At 65.0% G+C, this 23,473-nt stretch carries 9 protein-coding genes (1 of these 9 only partly in view); all 9 read right to left on the bottom strand.

The window, feature by feature from the left end; genetic code table 11:
• On the bottom strand, positions 1-15,003 hold the 5' portion of the coding sequence (locus ACIQ7H_RS01250) for an SDR family NAD(P)-dependent oxidoreductase (protein WP_395787555.1). The gene continues 2,649 nt to the left of window position 1, outside the view; the window shows 15,003 of its 17,652 coding nt (coding positions 1-15,003); its start codon is at positions 15,001-15,003; the stop codon falls past the left edge of the window.
• 24 nt (positions 15,004-15,027) lie between these two features.
• On the bottom strand, positions 15,028-15,294 hold the full coding sequence (locus ACIQ7H_RS01255) for an acyl carrier protein (RefSeq protein WP_395787557.1): 267 nt from the start codon (positions 15,292-15,294) through the stop codon (positions 15,028-15,030).
• A 14-nt stretch (positions 15,295-15,308) separates the two neighbouring features.
• Positions 15,309-16,046: an SDR family NAD(P)-dependent oxidoreductase gene (locus ACIQ7H_RS01260; protein ID WP_395787559.1), complete on the bottom strand. Its 738-nt coding sequence runs from the start codon at positions 16,044-16,046 to the stop codon at positions 15,309-15,311.
• Between the two features lie 258 nt (positions 16,047-16,304).
• A complete protein-coding gene (locus ACIQ7H_RS01265; protein ID WP_395787561.1) occupies positions 16,305-17,699 on the bottom strand; it encodes a class I adenylate-forming enzyme family protein in 1,395 nt (464 codons plus the stop codon).
• Between the two features lie 600 nt (positions 17,700-18,299).
• A complete protein-coding gene (locus tag ACIQ7H_RS01270; RefSeq protein ID WP_395787563.1) occupies positions 18,300-19,061 on the bottom strand; it encodes a hypothetical protein in 762 nt (253 codons plus the stop codon).
• A gap of 3 nt (positions 19,062-19,064) precedes the next feature.
• Positions 19,065-19,826, bottom strand: a complete 762-nt coding sequence (locus ACIQ7H_RS01275) for a hypothetical protein (RefSeq protein WP_395787565.1) — start codon at positions 19,824-19,826, stop codon at positions 19,065-19,067.
• 79 nt (positions 19,827-19,905) lie between these two features.
• Positions 19,906-21,204 (bottom strand): FAD-dependent oxidoreductase, encoded by a 1,299-nt coding sequence (locus ACIQ7H_RS01280; RefSeq protein WP_395787567.1) that lies wholly within the window; start codon positions 21,202-21,204, stop codon positions 19,906-19,908.
• Between the two features lie 12 nt (positions 21,205-21,216).
• Positions 21,217-22,533, bottom strand: a complete 1,317-nt coding sequence (locus tag ACIQ7H_RS01285; protein WP_395787569.1) for a DUF1302 family protein — start codon at positions 22,531-22,533, stop codon at positions 21,217-21,219.
• Positions 22,524-23,441 carry an outer membrane lipoprotein-sorting protein gene (locus tag ACIQ7H_RS01290; RefSeq protein WP_395787571.1) on the bottom strand — a complete coding sequence of 306 codons (918 nt, stop codon included), beginning with the start codon at positions 23,439-23,441 and terminating at the stop codon, positions 22,524-22,526. The genes ACIQ7H_RS01285 and ACIQ7H_RS01290 overlap by 10 nt, the downstream gene beginning before the upstream one ends.
• Positions 23,442-23,473: the final 32 nt, after the last annotated feature.

Here is a 23,473-nt window from a genome sequence, read left to right on the forward strand (position 1 = left end):
GGGGTGATACCAGCCGGAGTGCGCGCCCCAGCGCTGCTCGGGGACCTCGACCACACAGTCGCGGCCCTCGATCAGGTTCTGCCACAGCGCATCCACGTCAGCCGCCATCGGCAAACGGCAGGACAGGCCAATCACCGCGACCGGCTCCGGATCGGTCGTACGGCGGGCGCGGACAGGCAGAGCAGCACTGGGCTGCAGCGACTGCCGCAGGGTGGCAGCCGCGACCCGGCGCAGCTGGATCGAGTCGACCCTCAGCATCACCTCACCGCTGGCATCCACCAGTTCAAACGCCAGCTCGACGCTGTCGCGGTCGACCGAGAGCAGTTCGGCATGGCAACGATAATTCTGCTGCTGCAGTTCGCCCAGCAGGCGCAGGCGGCTGACTCGCACCGGCAGGAATTGATCTTCGCTGGCGCCGAAGCGTGCAGCCACCGCGTAGGCACCGAAGTTGATCGCGGTGCACAGTCCCCCATAGAGAGCGAAGGGTGAGCACAGGAAGCCGAAGCTGTGCGCGGCTACATGGATCTCACCCAGCGCGTGGCGCTCGCCCAGGTGCAGTGCCTGCAGCGGCGCATAGTGCTGGCCGGCATTGGTTGGGATGGCGGTGGCGGGCAGGGAGTCCAGCACCGTGAAGTGCGGCGCTTGCCGCGGCTGGAGCGGCTCAGGGGCCTCGCGGTCGACGCGGATGAAGCCCTGCGCATGCAGGCGTTCGTCGCTGAACTCAGGCCCGCTGGCCGAGCGCAGGAAGAACTGCAGGTCCTGCTCTGCGCGGCGGAACAGCAGACGGACGTGCCGCGGCTGGCCGTGTTGGCCGAGCAGGGGGCTGGACAGGCTGAGCTGTTCCAGACAGACCCGCGGCGCGTCGAAATAGCTGCGGAAGCCGGCGTACACCAGCTCGACGTAGGCGTCGGTGGGCAGCAGGTGCTCGCCGAACACCACATGTTCGCGCAGGCAGACGTTGCTTTCGGGCGTCAGCGTGCAGCGCAGTTCGAACTCGCCCTGGGCTTCGTAGTCGCCGCGAGCCTCTGCGCAGTGGAAGTACAGCCCGGTGTGCAGGGCATCGAACTTCGGACGGAAACGGATGCTTTGATCGACGCGGCCGCGTGGCAGCGGACGCTTCGACCGCAGCGCGCGCGGGGCGGCTGCAAGGCTGCGCACGGGCAGTGGCTGCGTGGCCTCGACTTCGCTGCGCGTGATCTCGATGCCTGCGGGCGTGACCGTTTCGTTCAGGGTCCGCGCAGACGTCTGCTTCAGCGCTGTGGCGATGTGAGCCGCCAGAGCCTGCAGGCTGGGGTAGTCGTAGATCTGGGTGGCAGCCAGTTGCAGCTCGAAGCGGCGATTGATGACCCGCACCCATTCCACGCCGATGATCGAGTCCAGGCCGAGCTCGCTGAAGGAGCGCGCCGGATCGATGTCGTCGGCCTGCATGAACAGGGCCTCGGCCAGGCTGTGGCGCAATTCGCGCAGCACGGCAGCGGGGTCGACCGCCGTGGTTGTGGAGGCCGAGGCGGTCGCAGGCGCCCGCGCAGGGGCCGCTGTCGGCGGCGAGCTGGGCGCTTGCTCAGGCACTGCCGGCGCCTGCGGTGGCAGCTTGCGCGCCAGCTCGGCGTGCAGGTGTGCCGCCAGGGCGGCCAGATTCGGATAGTCGTAGACCAGGGTGGCCGCGACGCCGAGGCCGAACTCGCGATTGATCGCCTTGACCCACTCGACGCCGATGATCGAATCGAGCCCGAGCTCGGTAAACGAGCGCTGTGGGTCGATCTCGTTGGCTTGCAGGTACAGGGCTTCGGCCAGGCTGAGCGCCAGTCGCTGCTGGATCTGTACGCTGCTGAGTTGTTCGGCCCGCTCAGTGGTTGTCGCGATGCCTGCAATCGTCCGGCTGTCGCTGCGCTCGGCTCTCACCTGCGAGGACTCAGCCTGCATGGACGGCGCCTGCGTGGCCTGCACGGCGACCTCGGCTCCCAGGTCGGTGAGGGCCTCAGCCGTGTCGACTGTGTAGTCCAGCCCGCGCAGGGCGATGCAGCAGCGGCCCTCGGCATCCAGCAGATCGATATCGAAGCGGCCGTCGGATCCTTGCTGCAGCCAGGCCCAGCTCGGGCTCGTGGAACTGCGCCACAGACGCAGATTTGCCAGGGCCTGTGGCGGCTCAGCCGTGGCCGCAAGGGCCGCGGCACAGTGCAGTACGGCTTCCACCAGCACAGGCTGCAGATCCAGCCCCGGCGTGTTGAGCTCCGTCGGCAATTGCAGGTGCAGAAGCACGCCTGCGGTGCCGCGTCGCAGCTCGGCGATGCAGGGCAACAGGGACTGCAGATCCAAGCCGCAACGCTGCGCCTGCTGCATCAACAGTCCCTGAGCGGGCTCGGCCGCGCCCAGACCCGCGCGCAGGGCGACAAGGTCGAACTGCGCCGGAGCCGATGCTTCGACTTGTGCCCAACCTGATAGCGCAGGTTCAACCGGGTGCGCGTGCTGGCCTGCGTGAGCGTTCTGTTCTGCTACGTGGGTGTCCTGATCAGCGGCCAATTCAAAGGCCACTGCTTCGCCATCACCCGCCAGCTCGACTCGCACCGCGCCCGCCGGCAGTCTGGCCGACCAGCGCAGATCGAACAGCTGCAGCCCAGGCGAAGTGCGCGCAGCGGGCAGGGCATCGCGCACAGCGGCTGCGAGCATCTCGATACCACTCGCCGTCATCAGCTGCAGCGCTTGAGTGGACTCGCGGCTGTCTCGCATACAGAACACCGACTGCTCGATGCGGCCAGCGTAGCGCTGCCCGTGCAGGTCCGAACAGTTCTTCTGCAGCAACGGATGCGCAGTGAGGCTTGCGGCGGGCACCGGGGTATCCGTGGCCTGCAGCCAGTGACGCTCACGCAGGAAGGGATAACCCGGCAGGCCCAGACGCCTCGGCGGCCGGCGACCGCCAAGCAGGGCTGTCCAGGGCAGATCAAGCCCTTGCGTCCACAAGTCCGCCAGGCGGCGCAGATCGCCGCGAGCGATCCACTTCTGCAGCAGGCCGCCGAAATCGGGGTCCTCGATCAGGCCGCGCAAGGCGGCTGAGCCGCCGACCTGGCCACGCAGGACCTGCGGCAGGGTGCGGGTGCCGCTGTCGGTCCAATCGGTGAGCACCGCCTCGAGCGTGCGCTCCAGCGTCGGCTGTGAGTCCACCACCAGGGCCAGGCGCTCGGCCATGGCGTCGCGGCCGACTTGCAGGGTGTAGGCCAGACGCTGCAGATCCTGGCCTGGGTTTGCACGCAGCCAATCCAGCAGGCGTGCCGCACTGGCGCGCAGGCGCTCGCTGCTGCGTGCCGACAGTGCCAACAGCACCGCTGCGCCGCCAGTGGAGGCTGCCTCGCTCTGGCCGGCGTGCTCGGCGATGACCACATGCGCATTGGTGCCGCTGAAACCGAAGGAATTGACCGCGCCACGACGCAGCCCGCTGCGAGGTAGCCAGGGCTGCAGGCGGGTGTTGACCTGGAAGGGCGAGCGCTCCAGCGCCAGATGCGGATTGGGTCGCTCGAAATGCAGGCTGGGTGGCAGTTGGCGGTGCTTGAGCGCCAGCAGTAGCTTGAGCACGCCGGACACCCCGGCGGCGGTCAGGCAGTGTCCGATATTGCTCTTGACCGAACCCAGGGCACAGCTGCCTGCAGCCACGCCGGCGAAGGCGGCGCTCAGTCCGGCGACCTCGATGGGGTCGCCAAGGGCGGTGCCGGTGCCGTGAGCCTCGACCAACTCGATACTCGCCGGATGGATGCCGAAACGGGCATGCACCTGGCGCAGCAGGCGCGTCTGCGCTTCGGGGTTGGGTGCGGTGATGCCATTGGTGCGGCCGTCCTGGTTCACACCCCAGGCCTCGATCACCCCATGGATGCAGTCGCCATCGCGTTCGGCCTCGGCCAGGCGCTTCAGTAGCAGAACGCCCACACCTTCGCCATTGACGATGCCGTCGGCACGGGCATCGAAGCTGAAGCAGCGACCCTGCGGCGAGAGCATGCCGACTTGGGCCGTCATGATCTGCATGGCTGGGCCAGACATCACATTGACGCCACCGGCCAAGGCCATGTCGCTATGTCCCAAAGCCAAGCTGTCGCAGGCGCTGGCGATGGCCACCAGTGAGGACGAGCAGGCGGTGTCGATCGACACGCTGGGGCCCTGCAGATCGAGCAGGTAGGCGATGCGCGCGGCGAGGATCGATGGCGCGGCGCCGGTGAAGCCCTGCCCGCTCAGGGCCTCGCGACGCGACAGCTGGTGGTAGTCGCCAGCCGAGCAGCCAACGAACACGCCGCAGCGGCTGCCCGCCATTCCAGAAGGCGCGTGGCCTGCGTGTTCCAGCGCGTGCCAGCAGGCTTCCAGGAACACCCGCTGCTGCGGATCCATGCTGCGCGCCTCGCGCGGCGAGATGTTGAAGAAGCCGGCATCGAAGCAGTCATAGCCGCTCAGCAGGCCCATCCAGCGGCTGTAGGTCTTGCCGGGGCGAGCCTCGCCGGCCTCGAAGCAGGCCTCGATATCCCAGCGCTGCCGCGGGATCTCCTCGATGCAATCGCGGCCTGCGGCCAGATTGTTCCAGAACTGATCGATGTCATCGGCCTGCGCGAAGCGCCCGGCCATTCCGACCACAGCGATCTGCGGAAGGCGAGCATCAAGCCGCGCCGCCGCGGAGAGCCGCCGGTTGCGCCAGGTCTGCAGAGGCTGGCCGAGCAGGGCCTCAGACCGCAGCGCAGCGCGCGCCGGTTGTCGGTCGGGCTGAGGATCGGCCACGGTCTGGACCGTTGGCGCGACTTCCACAGCTGAGCTCGGCCGCGCCGTAGCGGCCTCTGCCAGGATGTGTTCGGCGAGCCGGCGCAGGGTCGGGTAGCTGTAGACGCGGATGGCTTCGATCGCGGTGCCGTAGTGGGTATTGATTCGGCGCACCCAGGTGACACCGGTGATCGAGTCCAGTCCCAGGTCGACGAACTGTTCGTCGTCGTCGATGTCCGGCTCGGGCAGGCGCAACTCGTCGGCGAGCAGACTGCGCAGATGCGCACGCACGCTGGCCGCATCCAGTGCGTTGGGTGGCGCTGCGTTGGCTTCCGTCGTGGTGGTGGAACCCGGTGTGGCGGGCGCGATCGCAGCCTCGGCAACGCTCGACAGCGGCGCCGCCTGGAGCAGTTCGGCCACATGCTCAGCCAGACGAGCCAGAGTGGGATAGCTGTAGACGCGGATCGCCTCGATGGCCGTGCCGTAGTGCTGATTGATCCGTCGCACCCAGGTGACGCCGGTGATCGAGTCGAGGCCCAGGTCGACGAATTGCTCGTTGTCGGCGATGTCTTCAGCCGGCAGACGCAGCTCGTCGGCAAGCAAGCTGCGCAAATGCTCGGCGATGGCCTGCAGGCCCGGCACTGCTGTGGACTGCTGGGCTGTTGAAGGCGCCTTGGTGGCGGCTAGCGTGGTCGATACCGTGTGCCGCTCTGCAGCAGCCTGGGCTGCTGCAGAGGCTGCATCGGCCCCGCCCTGCCCCAGTCGTGCCTGGATGCGCGCCAAGGGTTCAGCCTGGCCGACGAAGCTTTGCGCATGCATGTCCAGCTCGCACTGCAGCAGGGCGGGCAAGGCCTGGCGCAGGCTCGCCGCCTGCCAGCGCTTCAACGCCTGCAGGCGCTCGCGCGGTAGGGTCGCCAGTCGCTGCGCCAATGCCAGAGCTGCTGGCCGCACTTCGGCGCGCGCCAGCACCGGCTGGCGCAGGCCGCGCGCCGCCAGCGCCGCGCCGTCGAACTCGCGAGCGGTGAGCAGGCTTTCACGGGCGAGGTCCAGGCCGATACGGGCAGGGAACACCGCCGTCGCGCCGGCACCGGGGGTGAAGCCGTAGTCCATGTAGGGGCTGCGGTAGCGGCTCTCGGCGGCCAGCAGGCTGGCATCGGCAAACATGCCCAAGGCCCAGCCGGCGCCCAGGCCATGCCCCTGCAAGGCGGCAATGACCGGAAGGCGGCAGATTAGGGGCTGTTCGAACAGGGCGTCGTCCGTGAAGCGTGCGCTGCCTGCGTGGATGGCGAACAGGGTGGCGGGTGTGCCGCCGCTGGCGAAATAGCTGTCGTAGCCGCTCAGCACCACCAGCTTGCAGGCGGTCAGGTGTTCCGCCCAGGCCAGGGCTTCACGAAGTCCGGACGACAGTTCTGGCGTGAACATATTGCGGGCCTGCCGATCGCAGAGCCGGAGATCGAGTACGCCGTCGTCCAGCAGTTCGGCTTCGACCGTGCCCGAGCCAAAGCTGCGGCGCCTTTCGCTGGCTGTGGGTTCAACGTCGCTGCCAGCGCTGGAGTCCTGCCCAGCCGCGGAGCCTGAGCCACCCAGCAACTGCTGCGCTTGGGCCTGCAGTAACTGCAAACGCTGATGGCGATGGATGCGCCAGCGGCTGAGCTCGGCGGGCGCCAGCGCCGCCAGACGCTCAGCGAACGGCCTGGCCTGTGCCTGCGCGTCGGCGGCGGACACCACGCGCGCGGAGGTGCGAGCCTGCAGCTCGGCGCCGCTGGCGGGCAAGCCGCCGGCCAGCGGCAGCAGCCAAGCCTCACCCAGGGCGGCAGGCAAGACCGCCAGCCAATCCGCGGGTGCCGCCGCGTCGAACAGGTATTCGGCGGTGTCGACGTGCAGGCAGAGGTCGCACAGCAGGGCGAAGTGCCAGCCAAGCCCCCGCGCGCCGCCTGCAGGCAGGGCCAGTACGGCGCATGGCGCCAGCGCCAGGGCCTGCTGAAGGCGCTGGCTCCATGCCTGCTGCTCAGTGGGATCCGGGGTGGGCAGGAAACCTGCCTGTGTGCCCTCCAGGATCAGGCAGCGGACCTGTGGATCAGGCTGCCGCAGCAGGGTCTCCAAGGCCTGCAGTTGGGCCTCGCCTGCATGGGAGGAATCGGTGTTAAGCAGCTCGACCCGCAGCACGGCCCCCTGCGGCTGCAGGCTCAGGCCGTGCTGCAGGGACTCGACGCTGCGCTCTGCAGCATCGGTCGATTGGGCAACGGGTTCGGCAACCGCTGCGGTTACCGGCGCAGTGAGGGCCGGCAGGCTGTTCAGGCGTGCACACAGCTCCCGAAAGGCCGCGCGCTGTGGCTGGGCCAGGTGCTGCTTGAGCAGTTGCAGGGCCGCTGCCGGCTTGTCAGTCAGTGTCTGGGCCAGCTCCAGCACCTGGGCGGGCAGACCCTGCGTCTCGGCGGCGGTGTCGGAACTGCTCAAAATCAGACAGCCCAGGCCACGTGCTTGCAGCTCAGTGGCAGCGAGCTCGCCTTCGTACAGCAGGGCCTCGGCCAGGGGCAGCCCGAAGCGGGCTTCCAGCAGGGTCTCCACTGCGCTTGGCGGCAGGGTGTCGGTGCCGAGGCCACAGTGCGTGGTCTCTTGCAGCAACAGGAAATCACAGAGCGCGGCCAGCAGCAGCCCGACGCCGATGGCCTGGCCGTCGACCAGGGCAATCAGGGGCTGGGGGAAGTTCAGCAGCTCCTGGCCGAGTGCGCCCAGCGCATCAAACTCGCTGGCGGCGCACTGGCTGCCGAGAAACTGCGAGCCGCTGCTGCGCAGCACGAGTACACGCAGCTCAGGTTGGGCTGCAGCAGCAGCCAGGGCCGCGCGCAGATCCTGCAGGGCGGGCGCAGACAGCGGCTGCGGCTGCGGCTGCGACTGCGACTGCGACTGCGACTGCTGCGAGTCTGCCGCCAGGGTGTCTGCCCCCGGGGTGTCTACCCCCAGCTCAGCCTCGTACTGCAGGACATACACACCCGCACCGAGCTCGAACAGCGATACCTCTGAATCCGCGGCTGAGGGCACCGCCGCTGCTTCGAAGCTCGCGGTCTGCAGCGCCTGCAAGGCCTTGCGCGGCTTGCCCGGCAGGGCATCGGCGGCAGCCAGTACGGGCTGCGGGTCGAGGTTCAGACGCACGCTGCCGCGTGGCTTGGCCGGGGTCGGCGCACTCAACTCAGCGGGTACTGCGGTGAGAGTCTTGACGTTCGCGGGACGAACAAAGGCCACGCGGCGCGGTGCCACGCTGACTGCAGGCGTGTTTGCGACTGGCAGGGCTGCGGTGGTCTTAGCGACAGGCAGGGCCGAGGTGTCGGTGGCAGGCGCGTGCTGCGCATGGCGTAGACCGCGCAACTGCAGGCAGGGCGAGCCGGCGGCATCGAGCAGATCGATATCAAGGCTGTCGTCAGCGCAGGCCCAGATCTGTGCCTGTGTCGGTGCGGTGGTGGCCTGCAGGACCTGCAGGCGCTCTAGCCGCAGTGGCCAGGCAGCGACGTTCGGCTGCAGAACATGTTGCAGCAGGCCGGGATGCAGGTCGAGCGGCGCACCGCGCAAGGGACCCAGTGGAGGCAGGTCCAGCTGGCGAGGTGGCTGCGAGTGCAATGGCTCGACTTCGGCCGCGATCGAGGCCCAATCGGCCCGACCCTGACAGAGCACCTGCTCATCTGCACCATCGGCATGCAGACTGATCTCGAAGCAGTAGCCGGCCTCGTTGTTGGCCCATACCGTGCAGTGGACCGGGCGCCCGGCCAGGGCGGGCCGCGGTTGCACCCAGGCGATTTCACGCAATGCCAGCGAGGCCGAAGAACGCGGCGGAAGCGCGCGCATCAGCGCCGCGTGGGCCATGGCCAGCGCCGCGGCCTCACCCAGCGCAGCGCCCTCCGGGGTTTCACTGAGAATCGCTTCGTTGCCCTCGAAGCGAGTGGCGTAGCGGTGCCAATCGAGATCGGACACGTTGGCATGCAGCAGGGGATGCAGCTGAGCCGGCAGGCGCGCGCGTCGACGCGCGCTGTCGGCGGCCTCGGCCCAATGGCGCTGGCGGGCGAAGGGATAGGTCGGCAGGCGCAGGCGCTGCGGCCGGTACGCATGCAGGCGTGACCATTCGACCTCCAGGCCGTGGGTCCACAGCTCGGCCAGGGTGTCCAGCGAGGCCGTGTCCAATGCCTGCTGGACGCGGCCCTGCAAGCTGCTCTCACTGTGCTGCGCCAGCAGGCGTTCGCGGCCGGCGCGGGCCTGACCGCGCTGCAGGCGCGAATCGCTGCCACCGTCCAGCCAGGCACTCAGGCAGCTGCGCGCCGCGTCCAGCGATTCCGCGCGTAGGCACAGGCGTTGCTCCATCGCTTCGCGGCCCACTTGCAGGCTGTAGGCCAGGGCATCCAGGGCGGGCGTCGTCTGCTCCATGTACTGCAGCAAGTCGGACACTTTGTGCCGCAGTTGCTGTTCGTTGCGCGCCGAGATCGGCAGCACATGCTCATTGCTGCTGAGACTGCTCTGGCTGAGATCGGCCAGAGCGGGCGCGCGGTATTCCTCGACGATCAAGTGCGCATTGGCGCCGCCCGCGCCGAACGATGAGATTCCAGCGATGCGCGGCTGCTCGACGCCATCGATCAGCGGTCGCTGCCAGGGCTGCAGGACCTGGTTGACCACGAAGGGGCTGGCCGCGAAGTCGATGTGCGGATTCAGCCGTGTCGAATGCAGGGAGGGCACGATCTGCGCATGCCGCATTTGCAGCAGGACTTTGCTGAGCCCGGCGATGCCGGCCGCGGCCTCGCAGTGACCGATATTGGATTTGGCCGAGCCGATCAGGCAGAAGCCCGTCGCCTCTGTGTGTTCGCGGAACACCTTCTGCAGGCCAGCGATCTCGATCGGATCGCCGAGCTTGGTGCCGGTGCCGTGCGCCTCGATGTAGCTGATCGCACGGGCGTCGATACCGGACTCGCGCAGGGCCTGACGGACCGCGCTGGCCTGTGCCTGCGGGTTGGGCACGGTGTAGCCGTGGGTGCGCCCGCCATGGCTGAGTGCGCTGCCGCGGATCACCGCATGAATCAGATCGCCGTCGCGTTCTGCATCGGCCAAGCGCTTCAGCACCACCACGCCGACGCCTTCGCCGGGGATATACCCGTCACCGCCCTCGCCGAAGCTCTGGCAGTGGCCATCGCCGGAGATGAACTGGCCGGCGCTCAGCATCAGGTATTTGTTCGGATGAATACTGATGTTTACGCCGCCGGCCAGTGCGAGGTCGGTGTGGCCCAGCTTCAGGTCCTGACAGGCCAGGTGGATGGCGGTCAGTGAGGACGAACACATGGTGTCCACGGCCAGGCTGGGCCCGTGCAGGTTGAGCACGTAGGACACCCGGTTGGCGATGCTCGACAGGTTGCTGGCAAAGCCCATGCGTTCGCCGCCCAGGCTGGCCTCGGCACCGAGCAGTTGGTACTCGCCGTACATCACGCCGGCGTATACGCCCACCTGGGCCGGCAACTCGTCGCCGTGCGGGATCTGCAGGGAGGCGCGGCTCAGGCCGGCATCTTCCAGCGCCAGCCAGGCCTGCTCCAGGAACAGTCGCTCCTGCGGATCAAGCAGATCGGCTTCGATCGGAGCGATGCCGAAGAAGCGCGCATCAAACTCGTCGACGCCTTCGATGAAACCGCCCCAGCGGCTGTAGTGGCGCCCAGTCTGACTGCGGTCCTCGCTGTAGTAGTCGCGCCAGTTCCAACGCTCGGGCGGCACCTCGACGATGCAGTCACGGCCTTCGCTGAGATTGCGCCAGAAGGCTTGCAGGTCACGCGCCTGCGGGTAGCGGCCACTGATGCCGATGATGGCGATGGCAGGGTCGACTCGGCTGTCCTCTGCGCTGCTGCTGTGCGGCGCATGGCTGCGACCGAGCGCGCGGATGCTGATGCTGCGGCCCGAGCTGCTGCGGGCATCGCTGTCGACCGTATCGGAGGGCGATGTCGAAGCAGCGGCGTGTTGAACGGACAGCAGCTCGGCCAGACGCGGTGCTTGCAGCCTGACCAGATAGTCGGCCAGCTCACGGATGTTCTGGTACTCGAAGAACAGAGTCTTGGGCAGCGGCCCGAAGCTGCGTTCCAGGGCGCGGGTCAGATCCAGCGCGAGGATCGAGTCGATTCCGTAGTCTTCCAGCGAGGTGCTGGCCTGCACCCGCGCAAGCGGCAGTTTCAACAGGCTGGCAAACTGTGCGCGCAGCAGCTCTTCTGCGCCGGGCTGCAGTTCGCTCTCGGCCGGCAGGGCCTCGCCCGGCGTGGCACTGGCGCTGATGCGGGGGGCTGCGAAGTCGGGTGTCCCGGTGTGCAGCAGGGCGCCACAGCCCAGGCTGCGCTGCATCTGCGCGAGATCGCCTTCCATCACCAGGCATTGCTCAAGGCCGAGCGCCAGACTGCGGTGGAACAGGCGCAACCCCGTCGCGCTTTGCATCGGCTCGATGCCGGTCTGCTGGCGCAGCTGTTCTATGCCAGATGCATCTGGCTGCATGCCGCCCTCGCGCCACAGCGGCCAGCGGATCGCCAGCGTGTGGCCGCGGCGCAAGCCTGCAGCCACCTGGCGATTGCGCGCGACGGCGAACTCGTCGAGAAAGCCGTTGGCCGCGGCGTAATCGGACTGGCCGAGGTTGCCCAGTGCCGCACTCAGCGAAGAGAACAGCACCAGAAAGTCGAGGTCACAGTCAGCGCTGGCGCGATCGAGGTGAACACTGCCCTGCACCTTGGGCGCCAGTACCTCATGCAACTCCGCACGGGTCTTGCGCAGCACGTAGCCATCGCGGGTGGTGCCGGCACTGTGCAGAATGCCGTGCAGCTCGCCGTGACGGGCGCGGATGCTGGCGATGGTGGCATCGACCTCGGCCTGATCGCAGGGGTCCATGCGGACATACTCGGCACGCGCACCGAGCTCAGCCAGCTCGGCCAGCAAGGTCTGTGCTGAAGCATCCTCGGCGACCTGCGCAGCAGCTGCGCGGCCGCTCAGGATCAAGCAGGGTGAGGTCCCGCATTGAGCGAGCTCCCGCGCAAAGATCCGCCCAAGCCCACCGAGCCCGCCGGTGATCAGATAGACACCGCCCTGACGCAGGGAGAGGCTCGCCGGTGCCTCGCCACTGGCATCCAGCAGACGCCAACGGGTGACTTCGCGATACCCATCGCCAAGGCGCACCAGCACCTCGTGTGGATGCGCGCGCTCGGCATGCAGCAGGGCGGCCACGCGTTCGCTGTCCAGCTGTGGATCCAGCAGCAGCACCTGGCCAGCCAGCAGCGGGTTCTCCAGGTGGGCGCTGCGCAACATTCCGGCGAGCCCGGCCAACAGCCGGCCCTGTTCAGTGTCCGGCAGCGCGAGTTGGAGCAAGGCCGGGGCCCGCAGGCGCGAGCCCAGCAACTGCTGAAGCTTGTCGAAGCAGGCCTCGGCCACGCGGGCATACAGTTCGGCCGGGTCTTGGGCTGCATCGTCTTCGGGAAGGGGAACACGCTGACAGTCCCGGGCGATGCGCGTCGTCTGCAGATGTGGCAGACCGCAGAGCATTACGTGCGGCTCCGCCTGGGGCAGCTCGTCTGGCTGCAGCGGCACCGCTTCCCATTCGCGGGTGGCAAACAGGGGTGCGCGCGCATGCCGAGTCAGGGGGCGCGGCATGAAGCCGCGGATCGCGACTGCTATCCGCCCGTCCGCGTCACACAGATCGATATCCAGACAGGCACTGCGTGCAAGCTCGGCCGAACCGCTGGCACGACGCGCATGCACATGGCGAATGGCCAGGTCGGGTTCGATCAAGCGCAGGGATTGCAGGGTGAAGGGCAGCAGGGGCTGACTCGGCAGCTGCGCGCGATCGACCAGCAGCAGGGTGGCGGCCTGCAAGGCGCCATCCAGTAGGCTGGGGTGCAATACGTAGTCGCCCGCGCCGCCTGCCAGATGCTCGGGCAGTTCCAGCTCGGCCAGAAGCTCGCCAGCGCCAAAGTGCACAACTTGCAGGGGCTGGTGAGCGGCTCCGTAGCTCAAGCCCATCTGCACGAAGGCCGGGTAAATCTGTGCGGCGGTCCAGCAGTCTTGCTGCAGCTCGGCCAGCAGTTGCGGGATGTTCACGGGCGGCAGTGGCTGTGGCCGCTGGAAGCGGCAACGGCCCTGGCAATGAATCTGGTCATCCTGCGTGTAGATCTCGAAATCGACACGGGAACCGTCTTCGGCGCTGCGTGCCACCAGGGCGATATGCACGTCGACGGGGGCGCTGCCGGAGATCGGCTGCAGCCAGACCAGATCCCGCAGTTCGGGCAGTTGCGTATCGCAGTGTTGTGGTGCGGCCCGTTCCACGGCGGCACGCGCCATTTCCAGATAGGCCACCGCCGGCAGTACCGGTTGGCTAACCGAGCCGGCTACACGTACGCAGTGGTCGCGCAAAAAGAATTCGTCGCCGGCAAAGCGCGAGCGGTAGCGCTGCTCGTTCAAGTCCGAGGTATTGGTGTGCAGCAGCGGATGCAGGTGCAGACTCGCGATGCTGGCAGCGGCGACCACAGGCTCAATCCAGCAGCGTTCACGCGCGAACACATAGCCGGGCAGATGCAGGCGGTGCGGGGGCTGCGCGTGCGCGGCCTCCCAGTCCAGCGATTCGCCGGCCTGCCAGCGCTGCGCCAGCTCTGCTGCGGAGCCCTCCGTGGCTTTCAGTTCAGCCGCAGACGCTTCTATTGCGAGTGCTGGCCCGCAGTCAACAAAGGCTCGCAGTGCGCCGCACAAATCGTCCAGGCTACGCACCACGAAGGCGTGGCGGCAGACCATTTCGGTGCGACCGGTCTGCAAGGTGTAGGCGAGTGCGTCCAGGTCAGCGTCCCGTGGGCGGTCCGGTGCCTGCTCCAGGAACTGCAGCAGGCGCGCAGCACTGGCCTGCAGACACGAGGGAGTGCGTGCTGACAGCGGCACCACCACCGGCCCTGCGGAATTCGACCGCCGGCTCGCCCGGCGCGTCCGCGCGACACGATGCTCCTCGATCACCACGAAGGCATTAGTACCACCCACGCCCAGGCTATTGACCGCGCCGCGCCGAGGCGCACTGCGGCTGCCCCATTTCCGCAGCTCGGTATTGACGAAGAACGGTGAGCTGTCGAAACGGATTCGTGGATGCGGGCGCTCGAAATTCAGTTGCGGCGGCAGCAGGCCGTGCTTGACCGTGAGGACGGTCTTGATAAATCCCACGATGCCGGCAGCAGCCTCCAGATGGCCGATTCCGCTCTTGACCGCGCCCAGGGCGCAGTACGCGCTGCGATCAGTGTGTACGCGGAAGGCCGCCGACAGGGCCTTGACTTCTTCGGGATCGCCCATGGCCGTGCCGGTGCCGTGCGCTTCGACGAAGCCCAGGGTTGAAGCGTCCACACCGGCATCGGTAAGCGCCGCACGCACACAGGCGATCTGGCCGCGCGCGCTGCTGGCGGCATAGCTCAACTTGCTGCGGCCGTCGTTGCCGATCGCGGATCCGCGAATCACGGCGTGGATGGGGTCGCCATCACGCACCGCATCGGACAGGCGCTTGAGCAGTACCAGGCCAAGGCCACTGCCGAACACCACGCCATCGGCTTCGGCGTCGAAACTGCGCACCCGACCGCTGCGCGAGAAAATGTAGCCCTCGCGATACACATAGCCCTGCGCATGCGGAACCCGCACGCTGACACCGCCAGCGAGTGCCATCTCGCACTCACCGCTGAGGAGGCTCTGGCGAGCCTGGTGCAGAGCCACCAGTGAGGTTGAGCAGGCCGTTTGCACGGTCATGCTCGGCCCGGTCAGATTGAGCTTGTAGCTGAGGTAGGTCGACAGGAAATCCTTGTCATTGCCCATGTGGGTCGGGCTGGCAGTGACCTTCTCGAACTGCGGATGCAGATTGACGTGGTGGGCGAAGTAGCTGGTGCCGACTCCGCCGGCGCCGGTGAACACGCCAATCGACAATGGTTCGCCGCAGGCATAGCCGGCATCTTCCAGCGTGGCCCAGGCGCACTGCAGCAGCAGGCGCAGTTGCGGATCCATCAGCTCGGCTTCGAGCGGCGAGATCTTGAAGAAGGCGGGATCAAACAACTCCACGCCATCCAGCGGCGCCACCGACCGCACATAGGCGGGGTCAACGAGTTCGCGCTCGCTGACTCCGGCTGCACGCAGCTCCTGTTCGGTGGCTGTACGGATGCCCTCTCTGCCCTCACAGAGGTTGCGCCAGAATCCGGTCACATCGTCGGCACCCGGAAACCTGCCCGCCATGCCGATGACCGCGATGTCCTCACCCCTGTACTTCATGTGCCGCTCCCGAGCCTGGCTGTATCAATGCGTGCGCTGAGCGCAACGCTCGTAAGCCGCGGCGAGATCGCCGACGGTACGGATGTCAGTGATCATCACGTCGTCCTGCTGGAACGGGTCAACGCCCAGCTCCTCTTCCAGGCTGGCGATCAATGCGGCCACCAGCAGCGAGCTGAAGCCCAGCTCGTCGACCAGTTCTGCCTCTGCACGCAGGGCCGGCAACTGCAGCCCACGCTCGCTCGCCACGGTCTGGATGACCCGGTGCACGCTCTCAGCAATCGTTTCGCTCATTGTTCTGTCCTCAATCAAACCGTTAGACCACCGTCGACCACGATCGTCTGCCCTGTTACGAATCGGGCGTCCTCGGAAAGCAGGAACTTGACGACTGCGGCGACCTCGTCGACTCCACCGAGTCGCGACAGGGGTGTCTGTCGCACGATTCGTGCCTTCTGTTGCTCAGTAAGCTCGGACGTCATTTCGGTTTCCATGAAGCCCGGTGCCACTGAGTTGACTCGAATGCCCAGAGGGCCCAGCTCCTTGGCGAGCGCGCGGGTAAGTCCATCCAGCGCAGCCTTGGTTGCCGCGTAGGCGGCGACACCCTTGAAGCCACGCACGCCGACCACCGAAGACACGTTCACCACCGCTCCGAATCCGCCCACCATCATCGGCTTGATGCAGGCCTGGCTGAGGGTAATCGCGGCCTCCAGGTTGACCGCCAGCATGCGGCTGATGTCCTGCGTCTTCATCGTGGTGAGCAGACCCTCATGGGCCACGCCCGCACTGTTCACCAGGTAGCCAATCCGCCCCAGCTCGCTCCGAACACTTGCAAGGAAAGACTGCACGCCGCTGCCATCGGTTACGTCGACGGCCTCCCACAGCAGGGCGTCACCGGACTCCGCTTGCAGCCGGTCCAGTTCGGCAGTGCGCCTGCGACTGAAGGTGGCGACTCGATAGCCTTCGGACAGCAGCATCCTGCAGATACCGAGACCCAAGCCCTTGCTGCCGCCACTGACCACGGCAACCTTGTTGGCCGATGCAGACATTTCATGCACTCCGCAGTGTTGGGGAAGGTCTGAAGCTTCGATCCCTGAGTTCTTCAGACATGGTGAGCGCGGCGTCGCCGCTGACTCACATCGATAGGAGCGCTTGCGCGCTGTACTTGCGGGCGCCCCCTACATAGCGCTGAAGGCGGAGACGAGAGATTTCCGACCGCGTTGCGGCTGCGTACGCCGAGCACACGCGGCCCATGCCGCAGCCGACTGCGGCGCTCGATGCAGTCGGCTACCGGGCTCGCCGCAGACTCAGCTGTTCACCACGGTCTCCGTCGGCGCGACGCCAGCGCGGATCTTCTTGAAACGCGAGCCCACCAAGCTGTCGCCGCGGGCGATGCTGATGAAGCCGGGGACCTTGAACGGTGCCAGCCGTTGCTGGCATTGATCGATGACCCGCCGCTTGAAAGCAGCCGGGTCTTCATCGTGTTCCAGCAGAAACTCGGCCCAGATCATCTGCCCTACCACAGGGCTTCGCTTCTCGCGTACCAGTACGTCGCGCACATTTCCGAGAGTCAGCAGGAAGCTCTCGATCTCGGCCGGAAAGACCTTCTCTCCAGCGACGTTGATGATCTCTGATTCGCGGCCAAGCACCTGATAGTACTCACCGTCTACTTCGACGCGGTCACCCGTGTTGTACCAGCCCTCGGCATCGAAGGGACTCGGGGCATTGAGGTAACCGAGCATCGCCTGCCGGCTTCGAATCCACAGCACCCCTTCCCGCACGTCAAGCTCGAAGCCGTCGCCGCCGATCTTCATCCAGCGCGAGCCGCAGCCACGCGATTGGGTCGAAAGAATCCCCAGCTCAGACAAGCCATAGGTCTGCTTGAGTTGAATCTGCGGGAACGTGCGATGCAGGCTGTCGAGGGTGGAGGCGGGCATCACTTCGGTGCCGTAGGTGATTACCCTGAGCGAACTCAGGTCATGTCCCCGATAGGCACGCGACATCAGAAACATGGTCAAAAAGGACGGGGTTGTAGGCAACAGTTCGACCGCATGGCGTTCAATGCAAGCGGAGATCTCGCTTGCGCCACGGCTGGCGCATGTCACTACCGTGCCGCCATTGAACAAAACCGACAGCAAGGTGTTGATGCCCCCGATGTGGTCCAGCTTAAGGAACAGCAGGGTGCGATAAGCCGGTCTGACCTGGTCCGCGAAGCGCTCGACCATCCTCGCGTAGTCGAGCAGAACCGCCTTGCCCTTGCCGGTGCTGCCGGAGGTGAAAATCACCATGCCGGCGCGCTGATCCTCGACCAGCGTGGCGAGCAAAGGATGCGGCCGCTCGGTTGCCTCGGTCCGCTGCTCGCACGACACGGTTTGTGGATTAATCAGGCCAACCGACGGGACGGTGAGCACGTGCGTCGCTTGGGCAACCGTCAGCCGCTCATCGAACAGACTGTGGTCGTCCGCTGACATGGGAATGACGATGCAAGCGCACTCGATCAATGCCAGCAGCAGGCCGACGGAATCAACGTGATAGTCGGTGATCAAGGCGACTCTGCTGCCAGGCCCTATGCCGTAGTCGGCAAGCGCTGCCTGCCAGGCATCAATGCCTGCGACGAGCTCTGCATAACTTCGAGTGGCGTCGGCGCTGACCGCCATAGGCCGGTCCCCAAAGGACAGCAATCGTGTGCGGGTGAAGCTCATGGCTGGGCTCTCCTGAGTAAGGTCCAAATAGCTCAATCCTGGAGTTCTTCGGAATAGCGCGAATCCGGCACCGCTAGACTCACCTGCGCGGCGACCAAGCATCTCAATGCCATATTCACAGGGGCCGTCCATGGCGTGTGCGAAACCCCACTGCAAGAGAGCTTCGCGATGTGTGCCAAAGATCTCCCAGTCTGGAGATCCTCATTCGGCATACGACTGCACCCTCGAATACCGAAGGAAGTTAATCGCTTGCTGTACTCAATTCGGACGGTTCTAGAGGTGCCTAGCTCGCAGCCTGTCGGGCTCCGGTTGGCCAGGCTGCAAATCCGCCTGCGCGGTCCACTTTTCCGCCGATTCCTGGCCAATCGAGCCCACTCGTCCTGCAAATCGTCGAAAAACTGTCCTTGCGCGGTCGAACTTTCAACTCGACCTCCAAAACCGGACAGGCTGCTACGGAAGGATTGAAGCACTCCACCCCGCAATTCCGCGCAACAGTGCGGATTCGGCCTTGCATGACTCGCCTACGCGACAATCAAGTCCTTGGCCGTGGGTTGCACGGGCCCGGCACGGACAGCCAGTTGGGCAGCCCGATCGAGTTGATCAGCGAATAACTGGTGTTGCCGCTGCGGTCGCCTCGGTCATCCCTTGAGCTTCGTTGATGAAACTGAAGCGCGCGTTGCGGTACTTCGGCTTGTCGACCAGTGTCGGCAACTGCTCGCTGAACAGCTTGAACGTTTCCTCGGCGCCACCCAGGTTGACCAGAAAATCGGGGAAGAAGCCGCCCATGCTGAAATCCTGGACCAGCACTATCTCAAGCTGGCCGTTCTCCACGGGGGTCAACTGCCAACGGTTGTGAATGTGGGTGATGCGAATGCAGCAATCATTCAAGGGGACCTTGGCGCCGCCAGCCATCACATCGATGGTGACTATGCCGGTTTCGGGGTCCTGTGCCGCGTGACTCTTGATGACGTATTCGCGGTTCTTGAAGACCGGGGGCAACAGCTCAAGCGTCCACAGCACCGAGTCACCTTGGGCCTCCTCGCTGTACGGCTCGAGTACGGTCAAGTCGACGCAGACCGGAATCCATTCCTTGCAGTTTTCCAAGCTGTCGTTATCGAGAAGCAGAGAAGCTGCGATCTGGCTGCGGGTGTAGTCGCCGCGGGCAACGCCTTTGAACTGCTTGTTGAACGTGCCAGGAGCCTTGAATGAGTAGACCTGGATGCCGTCACGGTCAATCTCAAGCTCCCACGTGTTCGACCCAGACAGGGTCCACGCACTGTTCGTACCAGCTCCGACGAGTACCAGGACAGCGGTTCCGAGCAACAGGCGCTTGCCCCATTTTTTCAGACGATTCGTGCGCATGGATCAGGCTTCCTTGATGAAATCGTAACGGACGCCGCGCAATTCAGTTTTGTCGAGCAGTTGCGGCAGCTGATCGTGAATAAACTTGTAGACTTCTTCCGCACCGGCGAGGTTCAGCAGGAAGCGCGGAAATGTCCCGCCCATGTCCATGTCCTGGATGAACTCGATCTCAACCTGACCGTTTTCCTTCGGTGTGTAGATCCAACGGTTCTGCACATGGGTCAGGCGAATTGCATCAGGGTTTCGAGGTGCACTGTTTGGCGCGGCGATGACGTCAATGGTGACCGCGCGACTGACAGGATCCTGGGAAACCTGGGAGCGGATTACTATTTCTCGGGCCGTGAAGGGGGCAGGTAGGCCCAGCTTCCAGAGCACGGTGTCGGACATGGTCTTGCTGTCCCAGGGCGAGATCACCTTGAGATCGACGCAATCGGGAATCGAGTTCAGACAGTTGTCGAGTGTGGCATTTTCGATCAGGCCGGCCACCAGGTGAGTGAGCGTGTAGTCGGTACGCGTCAATGCACGGAATCGCTTGTTGTAGGTGCCAGGCTCTTTCAATGAGTAAACCTGAACGCCATTACGTTCAAATTCGAGGTGCCATTGATTGTCCCCGCTGGCCTTCCACAGCAAGTTGACCAGAAAGATAAAAAGCACCAAACCGGCCAGCAGGTAGGTGGACAGACGCAACAGGCGCATGAGTCGTGAACGCGGACGAGCGATGGTTTCCGACGGGCTGTCGCCCGTGGTGCCGATTACAGTGGCCATAGAGCCTCCAGGATTGAATGTCGGCGGGCAAAGCCACCGGAAGAAGCGGGTTGAGCCCGCGGTGATAGGCCTACATACGTCATTTGTGCGGGAGTTGCGTCGTACCTTGGGCCGAGCCTTTGATTCGCTTTGCCAAGCGCTTGGCGAGGCAGAGCAGAGTAACGGCGGGTGGATTGCGGCATTCGTCGGGAATCACCGATCCATCGCAGACAAAGAGCCCCCGGAAGCGGGTTTGCAGGTCAGTATCCACATGTTCGTTAATGCGCACCATTCCGCCGACACGACCAGCACTGACGAGTCCGAAGTTGAAAACGTGGCGTGCGCCCGCGTGCTCGAGGATCTCGCGCGCGGCCTGTTCTCCCCGCTGCAACCGGGCACGGTCTTCATCCGCCAGGTGCTTGCGCAACCGCCCCTCAGGGTCCAACTCTCCGCTGACTTGATCGCGCACCTTCACCCCGATCCCCAGGGTTCCGCCGTAGGCCACCAAATGACGGGGCTTGAAGCTACCGATCATCATCAGGCGGTGCAGAAACCTCGGCACATTGGCATCGCCAAGCTCTACGCCTTCCTGCTCTATGCCGCCCATACAGCCGACGAAGCTGTCAGCGCTGCTTGCCTCGGGTACGACACCGTACAAGACGTAGCCGGGGTTACAGAAGAAGCCGCGTTGCCCGACGTCCGTCACGCCATTGGCGCGAAGCAACTGAGGGCTGGCCAGCTCGCCTGCAGCGATCACGATGTTGTCCGCATGTGCCTGCAGACGTCGGGGCCAGCGCAAGGCTGGGCTGTGCATGTACTCGACTCCGATAGCGCGATCACCCTTCAGCAGCAGACGCTCGACTCTCGCGTGGTTGCGCAGCTCAGCGCCGTGTGAACAGGCCTGGTCGATGTGGCTGCGCGCGCGCCAAATTGCGTCAAAGCTGTAACCCGACGCGCAACGCTTGGGATCGACCAGCATGTCGTGTGCACCCCATACGTGCCCAAGTGCGCGGGCGCTGTCGCGAAGACGCCGTGACTTTTCGCTGATCAGTGATTCGGGCAATGGAGCGAAGCCGAGCTCAGCGCGCACCTCTTCAAGCTCAGTGTCGAGCTCGACTCCGTAGCGTCGGAACATATCCAAGGAAGGGCTCTTTGCAACTCCAAAATAGAGGTTGCTGGAGCCCCCCGTGGCCAAACCACGAGAAACCGTCATCCCTTCGCCCAGACGAACTTCGTCAGTCATACGTGCCAGTGCGAGCAGACCTTCCTTGGGCCGAAGGTCCGGGCCGCGCTCAAGCAGCAGGACCTTCTGTCCCCCGGCGCTGAGATCGCGAGCAAGCGCCGCCCCTGAGGTCCCGCTGCCGACCACGATGGTGTCGAACCTGGTTGATTCCTGCATGTTGCGCTCCCGTCAAAACTGATAGAGCACTCGGAAAACCAAGGTGCTCTGGCCGCGGAACGGGTACAGCTCAGCCCGCGGGTCGCTGGTGGATATATGAAATGCATCGAGGTTGAGGCTGATGCGGTCGTCCCACTTGTAAGACAGGAACGCCGAGAACAGGGAGCTGCTGTAGGGGTGGTTAGCGATCGCCAGTACGTTGGCAGTCAGCGTGTCGTTGAAGAACATGTTGTTCCAGACGAGAGCAATCGAAGACTGGTTGCGCGGCACCCGCAACGCGGCATCCCAGTTGCGCACATGGCTGTTGGCGAGCTCCAGGCCTAGTGAGTGCGAGCCGCCCTTTCCGAGGGCGTACTCGCCGCGCAGGGAGAGATCCAAAGTGCTGCGCTCAACGGTCTGCAGAGCATCGGTGGCGAACGCCAAGCCCGCCTTGTGAGCGAACTCGGCAGCGAACAGCGCGTTGCCGCGTGAGTGATTGATCGCGGCACCGAGCATGTCGAAGCGTTGCGAGTCACGCCGTAGGTTGCCGTCTTCATCCAGGCTGAATACTGGGTCGTTGGAGATCAGTCGAGCCGCCATCAGACTTAGATCGATACTGTCCGAGGATCGCCTCCAGCGGCCGCCGAACTCCGAGCGCTCGGCGATGGCGTCCAGAGCAACAACGTCACTCGACTCGAATTCGTAGGCCGTTCCTGCCCTCGGGTAGCGATTGAAGCTCGCCTCGGGTACCACAAAGGCACTCCACTCGCCTGTTCCAGAAAAGCGTTCATAGCTGATCATGTTCTGGCCGATCCGCGATTCCTCAAGGCTGATAAAGAACAGCTCGGAGAAGTTTCGCGGGCTTATCACGTCGGTGATCGCGCCGACTTCGGATTCGCCCCAGATCAGAATTTGTCGCCCAAAGCGCAGGCTGTGTGCTCCGCGGCTGTACTGTGCGTATGCCTCTCTTCCCAGGTTCTCCGAATGGACCTTCCGTCCGTGGGCCTCTGCACGATGATCGTTCTCCAGGAAGGCGGTCAGCTTGGTATCCAGGCGCAAGAAGATGCCCTCACCGACGTGCCTTTCGTACTCAAGCCGAAATGAACTCCGGTTGTTGGTCCAGTCGCTGGTGTCACTTCGGGTTCGCCGCACTGCAAGCTCGTGACCCAAAGTGAAGCGAGCGCTTGACCAGAACGATTCTTCGGCTTCCTCCCAGGTGTCGAGCTCGAACTCGAAGCTAGAGTCATTCAGGGGAGGAGGCTCATCGGCCTGGGTGGCTGCGCAGGCGAGCAGGGGGACGATGAGGGCCCAGCGCGCGAAGTCACGCACCCGCGCTGCCTCTAGTTCCACGCCTTCCGAACCTCATTCATATGGCGCTCGCGGAAGGGCTGGTCAGTGAGAACTCGCTGGGTCAGCACTTCGTCGGGAATCTCACGATCAAACACATTGTTCAGGCGATCAATGGTCGAAACGCGTCGGGTGAGCAGATTGGTCATCACCACTCGCTTCGGCCACCAGTGATTTTCGACGAACTCAAGCCCACTGACGGTGCGCTCCTTGACGCGCTGCCCATTGTGGTTGAAGAGTTCTTCTTTCAGCAGGATGTGGCGTTCGCGGTCGATCCAGGTGACCACGCGCCCGTATTTGGATTTGCGGGCGCGCTCCGGGGTGGGTGTCCACTGCAGCGCCCAGGCCGGGCGCATTGTCGGCCCGGTGATCTCATGCGTTGAGATGTCCACCTCTTCGAGGAGTTCAAAAACGTACTCATCGGGGCGGCGGTAGTCGAGATCCTCGATATAGAACTCCGAACCAAAAAAGGCACCGCTGTCGTCACTGTCCTGGGTAGCAATAACGCGCTTTACCTTGCCAAGTGCGGGTAGATAGATCCAGGCAGAGTTGTCCTGGCTTGGCTCGTAGTATTCATAGTTGAGCATCGCGATGCCGCGTTCACGGGCTGGCTCAAGAATCATGGCGGTCGAACGGATGTCGTCGCCGTAGAACTTCAGCAGATTCTCGATCACAGACACCCGGGGCCGCTCGGCGCAGCGCGCCGTGCCTTCTTCGACGCGGAAACGGCAAGTGCTCAGAGTGAACTTGGTCATCAGGGTGGAGTGAGACTTGCGCAAAACGTGGTCGAAACGATCAGCGATCTCACGCGGGCTCATTGCCGAAGCGACACCGGCAGTAAAAGTCAGACACAGGACGAGCAGGCAGAGCATGCTGACGCGCTGGGCGCGCGGGGGTTGCATCGGATACATGGGAGAACTCCGAGAACAGCGGATGGATGGAG

The organism is Aquimonas sp., assembly GCF_044377145.1.
GTDB lineage: Bacteria > Pseudomonadota > Gammaproteobacteria > Xanthomonadales > Xanthomonadaceae > Aquimonas.

Excerpts from the sequence above, each read along its gene's own strand:
- ACIQ7H_RS01255 (WP_395787557.1), bottom strand. The coding sequence starts at position 15,294 with ATGAGCGAAACGATTGCTGAGAGCGTGCACCGGGTCATCCAGACCGTG.
- ACIQ7H_RS01260 (WP_395787559.1), bottom strand. The coding sequence starts at position 16,046 with ATGTCTGCATCGGCCAACAAGGTTGCCGTGGTCAGTGGCGGCAGCAAG.
- ACIQ7H_RS01265 (WP_395787561.1), bottom strand. The coding sequence starts at position 17,699 with ATGAGCTTCACCCGCACACGATTGCTGTCCTTTGGGGACCGGCCTATG.
- ACIQ7H_RS01270 (WP_395787563.1), bottom strand. The coding sequence starts at position 19,061 with ATGCGCACGAATCGTCTGAAAAAATGGGGCAAGCGCCTGTTGCTCGGA.
- ACIQ7H_RS01275 (WP_395787565.1), bottom strand. The coding sequence starts at position 19,826 with ATGGCCACTGTAATCGGCACCACGGGCGACAGCCCGTCGGAAACCATC.
- ACIQ7H_RS01280 (WP_395787567.1), bottom strand. The coding sequence starts at position 21,204 with ATGCAGGAATCAACCAGGTTCGACACCATCGTGGTCGGCAGCGGGACC.
- ACIQ7H_RS01290 (WP_395787571.1), bottom strand. The coding sequence starts at position 23,441 with ATGTATCCGATGCAACCCCCGCGCGCCCAGCGCGTCAGCATGCTCTGC.